General features: G+C 59.8%; 14 protein-coding genes and 1 pseudogene. 10 read left to right on the plus strand and 5 right to left on the minus strand.

All coding sequences use genetic code 11. The features are described 5' to 3' along the window. Positions 1 to 812: 812 nt before the first annotated feature. Positions 813 to 2,159 carry an IS5 family transposase gene (locus tag GGD67_RS14075; RefSeq protein WP_179733545.1) on the minus strand — a complete coding sequence of 449 codons (1,347 nt, stop codon included), beginning with the start codon at positions 2,157 to 2,159 and terminating at the stop codon, positions 813 to 815. Positions 2,160 to 2,929: 770 nt separating this feature from the next. Here GGD67_RS14075 and GGD67_RS14080 point away from each other — a divergent pair. Then, the gene (locus tag GGD67_RS14080) at positions 2,930 to 3,070 is read left to right on the plus strand and encodes a hypothetical protein (protein ID WP_179733547.1); all 141 of its coding nucleotides are present in this window, start codon (positions 2,930 to 2,932) and stop codon (positions 3,068 to 3,070) included. A gap of 242 nt (positions 3,071 to 3,312) precedes the next feature. On the opposite strand, the gene GGD67_RS14085 is transcribed toward GGD67_RS14080, so the two are convergent. Further along, positions 3,313 to 3,540 (minus strand): helix-turn-helix domain-containing protein, encoded by a 228-nt coding sequence (locus GGD67_RS14085; RefSeq protein ID WP_179733549.1) that lies wholly within the window; start codon positions 3,538 to 3,540, stop codon positions 3,313 to 3,315. Positions 3,541 to 3,747: 207 nt separating this feature from the next. Continuing rightward, positions 3,748 to 3,972 carry a helix-turn-helix domain-containing protein gene (locus GGD67_RS14090; RefSeq protein ID WP_179733551.1) on the minus strand — a complete coding sequence of 75 codons (225 nt, stop codon included), beginning with the start codon at positions 3,970 to 3,972 and terminating at the stop codon, positions 3,748 to 3,750. 174 nt (positions 3,973 to 4,146) lie between these two features. On the opposite strand from GGD67_RS14090, the gene GGD67_RS14095 reads away from it, so the two are divergent. The 4 genes from GGD67_RS14095 to GGD67_RS14105 all read left to right on the plus strand — a co-directional run bounded on the left by GGD67_RS14095 (position 4,147) and on the right by GGD67_RS14105 (position 5,981). Continuing rightward, positions 4,147 to 4,515 (plus strand): hypothetical protein, encoded by a 369-nt coding sequence (locus GGD67_RS14095; RefSeq protein ID WP_179733553.1) that lies wholly within the window; start codon positions 4,147 to 4,149, stop codon positions 4,513 to 4,515. Between the two features lie 235 nt (positions 4,516 to 4,750). Continuing rightward, positions 4,751 to 5,029 carry a DNA -binding domain-containing protein gene (locus GGD67_RS14100; protein ID WP_179733555.1) on the plus strand — a complete coding sequence of 93 codons (279 nt, stop codon included), beginning with the start codon at positions 4,751 to 4,753 and terminating at the stop codon, positions 5,027 to 5,029. A 168-nt stretch (positions 5,030 to 5,197) separates the two neighbouring features. Then, positions 5,198 to 5,389, plus strand: a complete 192-nt coding sequence (locus GGD67_RS40145; protein WP_409411355.1) for a transcriptional regulator domain-containing protein — start codon at positions 5,198 to 5,200, stop codon at positions 5,387 to 5,389. A gap of 58 nt (positions 5,390 to 5,447) precedes the next feature. After that, a complete protein-coding gene (locus GGD67_RS14105) occupies positions 5,448 to 5,981 on the plus strand; it encodes a DUF2285 domain-containing protein (RefSeq protein WP_312013684.1) in 534 nt (177 codons plus the stop codon). Positions 5,982 to 6,241: 260 nt separating this feature from the next. On the opposite strand, the gene GGD67_RS14110 is transcribed toward GGD67_RS14105, so the two are convergent. Together GGD67_RS14110 and GGD67_RS14115 are read right to left on the minus strand one after the other, a co-directional pair. Beyond that, on the minus strand, positions 6,242 to 7,150 hold the full coding sequence (locus GGD67_RS14110) for a LysR family transcriptional regulator (protein ID WP_179733557.1): 909 nt from the start codon (positions 7,148 to 7,150) through the stop codon (positions 6,242 to 6,244). A 446-nt stretch (positions 7,151 to 7,596) separates the two neighbouring features. Continuing rightward, positions 7,597 to 7,776, minus strand: coding sequence for a hypothetical protein (locus GGD67_RS14115; protein WP_179733559.1), 180 nt, complete (start codon positions 7,774 to 7,776; stop codon positions 7,597 to 7,599). 959 nt (positions 7,777 to 8,735) lie between these two features. Between GGD67_RS14115 and GGD67_RS40150 the strand changes: the two genes are divergently transcribed. The 5 genes and pseudogenes from GGD67_RS40150 to GGD67_RS14140 all read left to right on the plus strand — a co-directional run bounded on the left by GGD67_RS40150 (position 8,736) and on the right by GGD67_RS14140 (position 11,673). Beyond that, positions 8,736 to 9,017 carry an IS3 family transposase gene (locus GGD67_RS40150; protein ID WP_179733561.1) on the plus strand — a complete coding sequence of 94 codons (282 nt, stop codon included), beginning with the start codon at positions 8,736 to 8,738 and terminating at the stop codon, positions 9,015 to 9,017. Positions 9,018 to 9,108: 91 nt separating this feature from the next. Next, positions 9,109 to 9,543: an IS66-like element accessory protein TnpA gene (tnpA, locus tag GGD67_RS14125; protein WP_210286466.1), complete on the plus strand. Its 435-nt coding sequence runs from the start codon at positions 9,109 to 9,111 to the stop codon at positions 9,541 to 9,543. Further along, positions 9,540 to 9,896 (plus strand): IS66 family insertion sequence element accessory protein TnpB, encoded by a 357-nt coding sequence (tnpB, locus tag GGD67_RS14130; protein ID WP_007606730.1) that lies wholly within the window; start codon positions 9,540 to 9,542, stop codon positions 9,894 to 9,896. Before tnpA ends, tnpB begins: the two co-directional genes overlap by 4 nt. A 69-nt stretch (positions 9,897 to 9,965) precedes the next feature. Beyond that, positions 9,966 to 11,491: pseudogene (gene tnpC / locus GGD67_RS14135) on the plus strand (IS66 family transposase). Positions 11,492 to 11,535: 44 nt separating this feature from the next. Continuing rightward, positions 11,536 to 11,673, plus strand: coding sequence for a hypothetical protein (locus GGD67_RS14140; RefSeq protein ID WP_179733565.1), 138 nt, complete (start codon positions 11,536 to 11,538; stop codon positions 11,671 to 11,673). Positions 11,674 to 11,700 lie beyond the last annotated feature (27 nt).

Consider the following 11,700-nt stretch of genomic DNA (forward strand, 5'->3'; position numbering starts at 1 on the left):
TTGCCTGGCGATTACTTGCTAAGTGGCTTGATGATGGTTTGTCGCCGAATATTCTTTGAGTCTTCACAAGTCCGGTCGCAACTTCCGTTCGTAACCCCGGCCCCACACAAACGAGCGCTCTGAGATCATAAGTTCGTAATCTCATGCCACGCAAGTAACGCGCGACCAAATTTCGGTTAGAGGCTGCTGTTGAAACCAAAAGTTATGTACGGAGCGTGCACATATCTCAACGCCGTCGCTTAAATCGTTGCGCTTCATTTCGTCCGAAAGGTACCGATTTCCAACTTACATCCTCATCTCCGGACGCTTCCGCCAGTGCCAGCGGTTTTGAAATAGATTGGAAATGGTTCGATGCTGCCATTTGTCTGCTTGGCCTCTGATGCAGAGCTCAGGCCCGTATGGTCGCGACTGTCACCTTTAGCGTCTGGGGTTTGCTAACTGCCAGGCCATTGTTCGATCTGAATGAATCGACTGCGATTCCCGGCAGGGCTCAAAACAGATGCGGGCTTTATGGCGAACGGGTCCGGCATGCATGGCCGGGCCCCGCTCTATGGCGGTCTATTCGCGTCGACTGGCCGCGGTGCGCTTCGGCATCAGCGCAATCCGCCCACGGGGGGCGGCCGAAGGACGCTGGCGACATCGTCTCCCAAACAGCAAGGGAGAGATGCAACTCGTGGAGCATCGGGGCGAAGCGCCAATTAATTCTGGAAGCTGTGGCGGCTACGCCGGACGTCGCGCATGCCGAGCTGCGGCACCAGTTGAAGAACGATGGCGTAAACGCTCCGAGTATCTACCTCGTGAATAGTCGTCCGTTAAGAAGCCGGATTGAGCTGGGCTGGGCGTGCGAACGTGCGCCATAGCTGGACCAGGATGAGGCACAAGAGTTCTCTGAGCCAAGCGAGGATGCGGCGGAAGTTGTGGCCCACGGCTGAGAGGACGACATTGGCGGCGTCTCCTGCGCGGCCCTTGAGGTGGCAGCGGCCGAGGTGACCTTCGGCTTTCATGTGTCCGATGATGGGCTCGATAGCGGAGCGGCGGCGCAGCTCGCGCTTGATAGCACCGAAGACGCCGCGCTTTTGGCCTGAGATGAAGACGCGACGCGGATTTTGTGCATCGTGGCCGCGGTATCCCTTGTCGACATAGGCCCGCTCGATCGGACAGCCGGTGAGTGTCTCGGTGCGGTCAATGACGTCCCGCAGGGTGTGACCGTCGTACGGGTTATCGGGTAGCGCCCTGGCGTGCAGCACGAACAGGCCCCCGGGAGCCCCGCGGTTGTTGGTGACGATGGAGGCCTTCACGCCGAACTCGTAAGGCGCGGCGGCCTTGCCTTTGCCGATGCACTCCACCTCCGGGGCATGAAAGGAATAGAGCTTCCAACCGCGCTGGCGCTGCTGTTGCGAGCGGATTTGGGTGGCTTGGCCAAGCGGGAGGGCGAACGCCTCCTCCAACGCTGGCTGCCTCTCGATCTTGCGGCGGATGTCTCGGATGATCCGGCCGAGCCGGGAGCGCAGGATGCGCAACTGCCGCTGATGCCGATTGAACTGTTTGGCATGGGCATAGCGCCCTGCCATCATCGCCGCGGCCTTGGCCACGCGACAATAGGATTGCCGCAGCCTGACGCCGTGTCTTCTCGCCAGGCGGTTGAGCCCCTTGATGGCCGCATGCAGCAGCTTGGCATCGGTCGGAAAGGTGATGGCCTTCGGCTGCACCGTGGTGTCGACCGTGACCCGCTTGAGGTCCTGGCTGCGCAACGCGCCGGCCTCGTGCGCCACCCGCAGGCTCTCGGCCAGCAGCAGCTCCAGCTTGTCGCCGAGCCGCTTGCGCCAATGGCTCAGGTCCGAGCGCTCGTGCGGGAAGGCGTGCTGGAAGAACTCTTCGCCGGTGAAGAACTGGAAATACGGGTCGTGGACCCAGCGTTCGCACACTCCCTCATCGGACAACCCGTAAATGTGCTTGAGCAACAACAGCCCGATCATGAAGCGGGTCTCGATCCCAGGCCGGCCGTTCTCGCTGTAGAGCGGTGCGATCTCGCCGTCGATCCAGTCCCAATCAACCTTGCCGGCGAGCAGAACCAACTCGTGCTTCATGTTGATGATCTGGTCCAGCCGCGCCCGGAACAGGTCATTCGATCCCGTCGTCTTGTGCTTCTTCGGCCGCATCGTCCCCTCCGATGCACCCACAGAATCATGGCCTGCCGCAAAAGGGAATCACAAACGAATTTGCAGGGTTTGGCGGCCTCGACCTCCCAAACCCTGCAATCTCAAACCGTCTCAAATCCGAAAAACAGACTCCCGCTCAATCGCTTAGAGCCTTGTTCACGGGCGACTGAATACGAGTTCGAGCGCAACACTAAGCCGATCTCCACGTCGCTCTCGATTTTTTCACCAATTCGCCTCGCGATGCTTCTGATAAAACTCGCGATGGCTCAGATGGTGCGGGGCAGTAGTGAAGTTCTGGGGCGCGCTCGGTTTTCGGCCCGTGACCAGCCCGATGACGTGTCGCCTTTTAATGCAGGGTATCTCGCGGGCAGGGCGTCTCGGATCTCATTGACCTGGAAGCGTGAGCCGAAGTTGTGTTAATAATCAGCTTGTCGGACACGCGGCAAGCACAGTGTCAAGCTATTGAAAACGCGGGTCAAAAAGCCCCAACCATACCTGCGTGACGGTCTGCTTGTATCGGTCTAGCCATTCGACCCTGCCTTTGCATCGTGAACCGATAGTGTGATTTCTGTGCTGCTAATGAGCTGTCGAGCGGCCCTTGCTCGCTCGCCGTTCTCCAGCGGCTGCATCAGGCAGGATGTGACCTACCTTCGCTCCTTGAACAGATGCGCAGATCAGATTGTCGGGGAACGCGTTTCGTGCGGGGATCCATTCCTCGATGATGGGGATGTAGGGGGCGAGCCAGGCTTGCGGCGCACATAGCGGCACCGATGAAGTTCCCGCTGCTCACCCTCTTTCCAGCCATCGCCGAGCTCTTGGGCAAAGTTTCTCAGATGTCTGATCTGGCGGCTCGCCGCCTCGATCTTTGCTCCATTGCACCTGCTTCAAATCAGCTCGTGCCGATGAAATGAAATGACGGCCCCGCAGTTGCCAGGGGCGTGCCGTCCCGAGCTCGTGTAGCCGTTATCGCTACGCAGGTCGGCGGAACCATTCCAACTATCACATGGACGCGCTTGTGCGTCCGCCCATCTCGAATCCATTAGCTGCGTGAAACCCATAACCGGGTCGCCGGAACTCATCTGGACCGGCATTTAAAGGTTACAGACGAGATCGAGAAGAATGGGATTGGGATTAAGATGCGTCTTGAATGAGCCTACCTGACGGCTCTCTTTGCGGGCCGCTTCAGGAACTCAGCAGGCTCAACGTCGAGCGTGTCGGCAAGGCGACCTATGATTTTGATGCTGACGTAGTACGTACCCTTTTCGAGCTTGCTCAAGTAGCTCCTGCTAATATCGGCCTCGAAAGCAAGTTCGTCTTGGGACCATCTCCTCGCATTGCGCAGACGGCGCAAATTAGTGGCGAATGTCTCCCGCAAATCCATGCGGGACAGGAAGCCGTTTGTTCGACATACTGCACCTCGATATACTTCACATAACGTCGTCTCATGCGCATTGAGAACCGAACCTGCTCAACCTGCTGCACGTGCGCAAGATCATCCGGCGGAAATAACCTCCTAGACCGGCATTCAACGGCTACGGTAGCCAGAAGAGATGGATTGAGAGCAAGACCGGTATTGGGATCGGTATAGCTAGCGCCCTCTTTTTGAAGGCCGTTTCAGGAACTCAGCAGGCTCAACATCGAGCTTGTCGGCGAGACGACCTATGATTTTGATGCTGACGTAGTACTCGCCAGTTTCAAGCTCACTCAAATAGCCACGGCTTATCTTTGCCTCGAACGCAAGCTCGTCCTGCGACCATCCCCTCGCATTGCGCAGACGGCGCAAATTGGTGGCGAATGTCTCCCGCAAGTCCATGCGAGAGAGGATGCCGCTTGCTCAATATACTACACCCCGATATACTTGACAAAATGACGTCTCACGCTCGTTGTGAACTGGAACTGCGCCGATCTGCTGCGCGCGCGAAGATCACCCGGACCCTCCCACTGAATCCTCGCTGATCCCCATTCGGACAGTTCAGTGCTCTTGCCCGTGGCGCGGCATCTCGTGACCTTCTGGCGACTTCTTGAAGCCGCCGACGCCGACCGGAAAGAGGTTGTTCGGACCGTGCTACATATCGATCCTGATCTCGGCCAGTGCGCGCCGGCGAAACGTTCGTCAGCCATTTGGCCGCCGCAAAATCGATGGCTGACCGAGATTACCGGCGCTTTCTTCTCGGCGGCGCGACCAAATGGAAAATTTGGTTACGTGGAGTTCGAAATTGAGAACAACGTTCTCGCCGGCGGACTGAACCGAGCAAGCCAAACCATCGGCCAGCGAGGAGGCAACGGGTTTGTCAGCCAAAGCGCACGCGTCCATTTCTTCGCGCAGGCAACAAGGGAGCAGGCGCTTGCACGGTAGCAAATGCGCTGATCGCGCTCCGAGGGATATGGACTGCAGTCAAAACAACACCGACGAGGGTCGGGGCGAGCAAAATCGAGATAAACCGCGGATCAGGCATCGCGGCTTCCATTCGAGGTATCCGCGGGATGCATTGCGCAGACCGCGACAATTGGGCCGGTACCAAGATGCCGTGAGGGGGGTTACCATCGCTCAGAATCTGTGAGGTTTTTCAGTTTGGTAGGAGTTCCAGGCAGTGTCGCTCGATCCCAAAATCGCAGATTTGGCGCCCAGTGCGCCCGACCTTACGCCATACGACGAGCGGCACGCCGTCATCTACATGCGTCTCCTCGATGCGGAAGCCGATAACGCTGACTGGCGCGAAGTCGCGCGCATTGTGCTTGGTATTGATCCGACCCTTGAGCCAGATCGCGCGCGCAGTGCTTTCGAAAGTCATCTGACTCGCGCAAAGTGGGCGGCTCGTCACGGTTATCGAGATCTCCTGCGCCGCGCTTGGCCGAAAAGTGAAGAGTGACGGCATCTGAGACGGACGCGACTTTCTTTCCAATCGCAAAAGTGGATCGTTCTATCTCGTAAGTGGACCAGCAGCGAAGAACTGCACGAACACAGCTAGAAATCGTCACAATTGTCGGGCTGCAATTCCTTGTGTGTGCATCAAGAACATACGGGGAAAAGTAGTACCATGCCGGGTGCCGACTGGAGATCAGAGAGCGCATACCACGATGTCAAGAAAGCAGAAACGGCCGACATAGCTTGGGAGTGGCTACGCCGCGATCGCGAGTATCAACAAGACTTCAGGACCGTGCTTAGGAGCAAACAATCCAGCGCGACGGATCACTTCCGACGAAAGTGGGGACTGACGTTTTCCGGCTGATCCGCAAAAGACGTTCGACGAACAAGCTATTTTCTGGGCGCCTGAAGCGCTGTCGACCGTGCTTGTCGTCCGCACGGCGATCCGCTCGATAGCGTCCAAACCGTACGAACTTGACTTTGCCGACCTGGCAGGCAGCAAACTTCGTGAAGCGCCGGATGGATGGCATGCAATCCTGCCGCTCGGAGGAGCGAAGCATCGCCTTTGGTTGGAAGAACTTCCGTCGAGCGGTTCATCGCTTGCCGTCGAGCTGCCATTCGACCGCAACTTCGACCTCCGTTTGCAAGCTGCACATCGATTTTGGTTGGCGCTCGAACAGCGCCCCGTTAGGCCGCCCCCTCTCGCTCAATCGATCGGGGGCCGGCATCGGCACATCCTCGCTTTGCGTGCAGTGGATGGGTGGTTGGAAGGCAATAGCTATCGCAAAATCGCGCAACGCTTGTTTGGCAAGTCTCGCATTCCCGATCGAGGCTGGAAAACACACGATCTGCGCAGCCGGACCATTCGCCTGGTTCAGCTGGGGCTGCGCCTCATGCGAGGTGGCTATCGTGACTTGCTCCGTCACAAGGGCGAAGACAAGGACGACGCCTCCTGAGCTTTTGGCTGGTCGGCTAGCTGCAGACAGGGATCTTGGACAATAACTCTTGAAAGTCAGCGAGCGATGTCATCTTTGCGCGGCATGCTCACGCAGAACTTCGGGCTCGGTCTTTGCGACGGACGAAGCACAGTCGAATGTAACGGCGCAGATCTCGCTTGCACCACTGGTCTTGCCGCGGGGAACGGACAATCGCTTCGAGTTTGGCTATTGTGTCTGGATCCATCCCGTCGAAATGTCCGGTATCGCCGGCCAGGTTGTTAAGCTGCTTCCACACTTGCTGCCCTTTTACAGAGCCTGGCGATCCAACGGCAGAAGGCACGCCCGATTTCGGGATTGTCACTGCGGTCGACCGAATAGGCCCGATATTGCATGCCACTCGGCGCGCGCGATCCTGGTATGACATGCAGCGCGCCCCCGCGCACGAGATCGGCGACAATGATTTCAGGTACGACCAGCAGGCATTTTCCTGTTATGGCGGCCGGTAGAGCAAGATAATTGTGGTCGTATCGCGCTCCCGATTCTATGTCTTTTGCGGTCAGGTTCATCGCCCTAAGCCACGTGGGCAGTATGTCTGGCCTGGATGTGATGTTCAGAATTGGCATTGAACGAACGATTGAGAGCGTTTTTCCTGCTACGTGATGTGGGGAGCCCACGCATACGAGCTCCTCATTGTAGATTACCCAATCGTCGGCCGGTTCAATGACGGAAAGATCGCGCGTAATCAAGATGTCGAAATTGTCGCAGGATGTCGGCGGGGACAATGAACTGATCACGTCCACGACCACGCCATCCATTTCGGCAGAGAACGCCTGAAGATTCGGAATCAAAAAGGAGTGAGCGAACGTGGAAAGCGATGTACGGACCACAATCCGGTTAACGCCCGATCGATTTCGCCGCCGCATCCGCTTGGCGGTGAAGCACACCGTATCAAGCGACTCTGCAACGGTGCTGGCGAAAAGTCTTCCGAACTGCGTCAATTCGCTCCGCCGACCCCGCCGTTCCACGAGGTCTGTACCGAAATAGTCCTGGAGCACAGCCAGGTAACGACTGACCGAGCTCTGGGTTATCCCCAATGCGCTGGCCGCGCGCGTTACGCTTCCTTCTCGCGCAATGGTCACAAATACCCGGATTGCGTTGAGCGGCACTTCATCGTTTTCGGCAGCCATCTTCTGCTCCGGTCGCATTTTGAAAATCCACTAGTTGCCACGGCAGGCCATTCCACAAATGGATGCTTAATCACATTATTCGATGCGTACAGCCGGATTGCTGCGTATCAAGGCTGCTTCGCGCCAAAAATTGGCGTCATTTGTACGTTTTGTACGCTATGGCGCGCACCTTCAATTGCTGACAGCGGCTTGTTTCAGAGAAATCTTTAAGAGCGTCGTGAGTTTGCTTGGCGCGATCACTCATATCTCACTCGGGGGCACGCGACGTAAAGGACAAAGCCGTTTATCCTGACGGCCTCAGGATAGCGCCTGAGCTGAAATTTTGTGTATCCGGTGTAGATCCAACATTATTGTTAGGTATCGAAGGGCACTCAAAGGCGTGTTCAGCGAAGGAAGCGAGCTTCGGCTGCTTTCACCTCGCCCATCCTTTGAAGTCTGAAGATTTCCTAAACCGGTAGAATGTCGCGGTGGACGTGTTGGACGCCGCCGTCGGCAATAATTCGGCGGAAGGTCTCCTGCATGGCCGTAGCAGGAGCGCAAATGCCGTAGTTGCCGTAGATCATCTTGCGGAAGTTGCGGAGCGCCTTGACGCGCTCGGCGTCGAGATCCGGGTAGGCGTTCGGCACAATGACCAGTGGTACCGATCCGCTCCAGGCGCACGAAAAGCTCTCGATCTCGGTATGATCCTTCTTTTACTAATGGATCAAATCATGTCCGCGCCAGCCTCTACATAGGCTTGTGCCCGACGCAGGCTTGTGCCCGACGTAGGCTTGCGCTTCCCCAACCTGCGATCAAGGCTTCGGCGCGGGCGATAACGACAAAATCCGGGCGGTCTTGTCGTGATGTGCCTCGATCTTCCCCTCGAATTCCTCTGACGCCATGAGCAGCAAGGCTCATACCATTTATGCAAGAGTCTTGTCCTCGACGACAACGGCGCTTGTGCCGGCACGCTCGATTCGCTGATGGCATGGACGACATTGATCGCATTACCATAGCCTGAGCGAGGAACACGGGCCCGCCGTGCAGATGCGCATTTGATTTTTCCGCAGCTATCTTAGTTGCGGAAGTCGTATAGGGCAGCAGGGGTCCCGCTGAGTGAAATGGACCCGGTTTTTGGGACCAGGGACTAAGTTGGAGATCGGCCGCTCCGTTTGACAAACGGAGCGAACCATGACGAAGACGAGACGCAAGATTGACACCGCTTTGAAGATTGCCCTGGAGGCGGTGCGGGAACAGGCGACCGTTGGCCTCTGGCCCATCGCTAAGAGGTCCACCCCATCCAGATTTACGCCAGGAAGACGCAGCTGCTGGAGAACGCAGGGCGGGCCTTCGACGCCGGCGTCGGCCGGGATGCCGAGGCGATCGCGAGCGAGAGGTCGAGAAGCTGCATGCCAAGATCGGCCAGCTCACGGTGGAGCGAGATTTTTAGCCAAGAGGTCCGGAAGATGAGTGCGCCGGACCGCCGAGCGATGTTCGAGCGCGGCGATCGGACGTGTCGATCAGAAGACAACGCGCCCTGGTCCGCGTTGCGCGTTCCGGCATCTGCCGGCCGCGGCCGCCGGCCATTGACAACGACGCCGCACCGATGCGCCTGATCGACGAGCTGTTCACGGCGTGGCCGTTTCTAGGCTCGCGCCGCATGACGGCGATGCCGCGCGGCCGAGGCCTGCGGATCAACCGCAAGCGCGTGCAACGGCCGATGCGCAAGATGGCGATTACGGAGCTCCGGCCTCGCACAATGAGGCCTGCTGCCGGCCAAGAGATCTATCCGTATCTACTGCGCAAACTCACAATCGACTGCCTCAATCACGTCTGGACGGCCAGACAACACCTACATCCAAGTCGGACAGGGCTTCCTCCTCTGTAAGCGCTGTTTCGGCCCCACCTTCCATTGAAGGCGTTGAGCGAGGAATGATCGATCTCTGATTGGAGATCGGCTTGTGTCTAAGCTTGACCATATGCTTGAGCCTAGCACCTCGGTTCGTCGGGTCGAGGTCATCACGGAGACCGGTCGGCGCCGGCAGTTCTCGGCCGACGACAAGGCACGGTTCGTCGAGGAGACGCTGGCCCCGGGTGCCGTGGTATCGGAGGTCGAGCGGCGGCACGGATTGTCGCCGCAACAGCTGTTTACGTGGCGCCGGCAAATGCGACAGCCGGTTGCGATCCCTGCGGCCCACGCGCCGCAGGCGTTCGTGCCCGCTGTCGTTACCCTATCGTCCACGCCGCCGGAGCGCTCACCGCGGCAGCGCCGACGCCTCCGGAAGACGCCCGAGGGCGCCGAGAACAGCGGCATCATCGAGCTCGAGATCAACGGCGTCGCCGTCCGGGTCGGCCGCGGCGCGGAGGCCGCGACGGTTGCGGCCGTGATCCATGCGCTGAAGACCTGCACGTGATCGGTCCGACGGGCGCGGTGCGGGTGATGGTGGCGACCAGGCCGGTTGACTTCCGCAAGGGTGCTGAAGGGCTCGCGGCCCTGGTGCGTGAGAGCATCCAGGCCGATCCGTTCTCTGGCGCCGTGTATGTGTTCCGCGCCAAGCGCGCCGACCGGGTGAAGCTGATCTATTGGGACGGCACGGGTGTGTGCCTGTTCGCCAAGCGGCTTGAGACCGGTTCGTTCTGCTGGCCCAACGTGCAGGACGGCGTCATTCGCCTGACCGCGGCGCAGCTGTCGGCCTTGCTCGAAGGATTGGACTGGAAGCGCGTCCACGCTGCGCGCGAGACACCGTCGCCGATCCAGGCGAGTTGAACTGCGGCACAGTGAATCAGTATGCATGTCGCGCTCGCGGGGTGCCGCGACGCATGGTGTAATCGCATCATGACGACGGCCGACACGCTTCCGGACGATCCCGGCACGCTCAAGGCGATGCTGCTGGTCGAACGGGCGCGCGCCGCGCGGCTCGAGCAGATCATCAAGGAGTTGCAGCGTCATCGCTTCGGCCGCCGGGCCGAGGCGCTGCCGGAGGACCAGTGCTGCTCGGCCTGGAGGAGGTCGAGCAGGTCGAGGCGAGCAGTGACGCCGCGACCGATGCAGCCAATGCGGCCGAGCGATCAAGCCGAGCCGCACGGCGCCGCAGGAACAGAGGAGCGCTGCCGGCGCATCTACCGCGGGTCGAGATGCTGATCGACCTCGACGATCACGCCTGCCCGTGCTGTCAGCAGGCGCTGCACCGGATCGGCGAGGATGTGAGCGAACGACTGGATATCGTCCCAGCCCAGTTCCGGGTCCTAGTCGTAAGGCGGCCGAAGTATGCTTGTCGGGCCTGCGAGACCATGGCGCAGGCACCGGCGCCGGCGCGGCTGATCGATGGCGGGCTACCGACCGAAGCCACCGTGGCGCAGGTGCTCGTCGCCAAATATGCCGACCATCTGCCGCTGTATCGGCAGGCTCAAATTTACGCCCGCCAGGGCCTCGACCTGGATCGCTCGACCCTGGCCGATTGGGTCGGGCGAGCAGCCTTCCTGTTGCGGCCGGTGCATGAGCGGCTGCTCGCGAGGCTGAAGCAGTCGTCAAAATTGTTTGCCGACGAGACCACCGCCCCGGTGCTCGATCCTGGACGCGGCCGCACCAAGACCGGCCAGCTCTGGGCCTATGCCCGCGACGACCGGCCCTGGGGCGGCACGGACCCGCCCGCCGTCGCCTATGTCTACGCTCCCGATCGCAAGGCCGAACGACCGATCGTCCACCTCGCGGGTTTTGCCGGCATCCTGCAGGTCGACGGCTATGCCGGCTATCGGGTCCTGGCCGAGCGCGGTGACGTTGAACTGGCGTTCTGCTGGTCCCATGTGCGCCGGCGCTTCTACGAACTCGCCGCAGCCGGCCCCGCACCAATCGCCAGCGAGGCGCTTGAACGTATCGCTGGGCTCTACGTCATCGAAGCCGAGATCCGTGGCCGCACCGCCGACGAGCGTCGCGCCGTCCGCCAAGAGAAGAGCCGGCCGATCGTCGACGAGTTCGAACCCTGGCTGCGCGCCAAGCTTGGTCTGATCAGCCAGAAGACCAAACTCGCGGAGGCCATTCGATATGCGCTGTCGCGTTGGAACGGGCTGACGCGCTTCATTGCCGACGGTCGCATCGAGATTGATTCCAACGTCGTCGAGCGCGCTATCCGCCCAATCGCGCTGAACCGCAAGAACGCTCTGTTCGCTGGCTCGGACGGCGGCGGCGAACACTGGGCCGTCATCGCCTCACTGATCGAAACCTGTAAGCTCATTGGCATCGAACCCCACGCCTATCTCGCCGACGTCATCACCCGCATCGTCAACGGCCACCCGAACAGCCAGATCGACGAACTGCTACCCTGGGCCTATCTCGCTACCCGAGAACACTGGCGCGTGGCCTGAGAACATCGCTTACCCTCCTCTACCTGGTGGCGATTATTGACCGGATGAGCCGCACCATCCTGGTGTGGCGACTGTCGAGCACGATGGATGTCTCGTTCTGCGTGGCGGCGCTCGGCGATGCCCTGGCCACACACGGCAAGCCGGAAATCTCAGCGCGATGCGAAGCATCGTCGCGACAATAGGGACCAGGACAGCCAGTTCATCAGCGC

Origin of the sequence: Bradyrhizobium sp. IAR9 (assembly GCF_013408065.1) — a bacterium.
Lineage (GTDB): Bacteria > Pseudomonadota > Alphaproteobacteria > Rhizobiales > Xanthobacteraceae > Bradyrhizobium.

Bases quoted from the DNA above. Each gene is read 5' to 3' on its own strand.
- GGD67_RS14075 (WP_179733545.1), bottom strand. From the start codon at position 2,159: ATGCGGCCGAAGAAGCACAAGACGACGGGATCGAATGACCTGTTCCGG.
- GGD67_RS14080 (WP_179733547.1), top strand. From the start codon at position 2,930: ATGAAGTTCCCGCTGCTCACCCTCTTTCCAGCCATCGCCGAGCTCTTG.
- GGD67_RS14085 (WP_179733549.1), bottom strand. From the start codon at position 3,540: ATGGATTTGCGGGAGACATTCGCCACTAATTTGCGCCGTCTGCGCAAT.
- GGD67_RS14090 (WP_179733551.1), bottom strand. From the start codon at position 3,972: ATGGACTTGCGGGAGACATTCGCCACCAATTTGCGCCGTCTGCGCAAT.
- GGD67_RS40145 (WP_409411355.1), top strand. From the start codon at position 5,198: ATGCCGGGTGCCGACTGGAGATCAGAGAGCGCATACCACGATGTCAAG.
- GGD67_RS14110 (WP_179733557.1), bottom strand. From the start codon at position 7,150: ATGGCTGCCGAAAACGATGAAGTGCCGCTCAACGCAATCCGGGTATTT.
- GGD67_RS40150 (WP_179733561.1), top strand. From the start codon at position 8,736: ATGCGCCTGATCGACGAGCTGTTCACGGCGTGGCCGTTTCTAGGCTCG.
- tnpA (WP_210286466.1), top strand. From the start codon at position 9,109: ATGCTTGAGCCTAGCACCTCGGTTCGTCGGGTCGAGGTCATCACGGAG.
- GGD67_RS14140 (WP_179733565.1), top strand. From the start codon at position 11,536: ATGAGCCGCACCATCCTGGTGTGGCGACTGTCGAGCACGATGGATGTC.